Raw genomic sequence first — 605 nt, 5'->3', positions numbered from 1 at the left:
GAGCCATAGATATTGTACTTTTACTTGCTATAATATTTTTGATTCTTTCTTTGATTGTAATATAACCTAACGAAGAAATCAATCTTTGATTGTTATAAAAATGTGTATATTCTTTTAATTTTTCTCTCAATAATTCTACTGTGATATTTTTATTTAATCGTGAATAAAATTCTCTTTCGTCTATGCCGTGTACTCTTTCTACTACGCCATTGTATCTCGGTGTTGCTACAGGAATATATCTCCTCTCTAATTTATTTTTCAAGCAGTATTCATCAAAAATATTTATTTTAGGAGTATTAATACAGCGATAAGTATATTCTATACCATTGTTGCCACAGGCACTTCATTCGGTCGCAGTTTGTATAGCTTGTATCTTAAAAGGTGAAGTTTTCAATACATATTTTAAGAAAGATAAAGCACTAGAAGGTGTTTTATCTTCATAGATTTGCCTCCAACTATAGCGAGTAGCTAAATCTACAGCAGTGAATTGATAAACTCTTTTTCTGCCTAATTTGATATATTTAGTGTCTATTTGAACTATTTTGCCTTCTTTTTGTATTTTAGAGACAAATTTACGCTTATCATATCGCTTCTTTTTCTTTTTT

Annotated in this window: 1 protein-coding gene and 1 pseudogene; both read right to left on the bottom strand. The window is 29.1% G+C overall.

The window, feature by feature from the left end; genetic code table 11:
* A partial coding sequence (locus EPJ72_RS12920) for an integrase core domain-containing protein (protein ID WP_147732512.1) occupies positions 1-262 on the bottom strand: 262 nt, incomplete at its 3' end.
* An 81-nt stretch (positions 263-343) separates the two neighbouring features.
* Positions 344-605, bottom strand: a pseudogene (locus tag EPJ72_RS13145) (DDE-type integrase/transposase/recombinase); the annotation flags it as partial.

This window comes from Brachyspira pilosicoli, from assembly GCF_008016535.1.
Lineage (GTDB): Bacteria > Spirochaetota > Brachyspiria > Brachyspirales > Brachyspiraceae > Brachyspira > Brachyspira pilosicoli_A.
The sequence above is the reverse complement of the archived record's forward strand: the minus strand, read 5'-3'. Positions and strand labels throughout refer to the sequence as shown.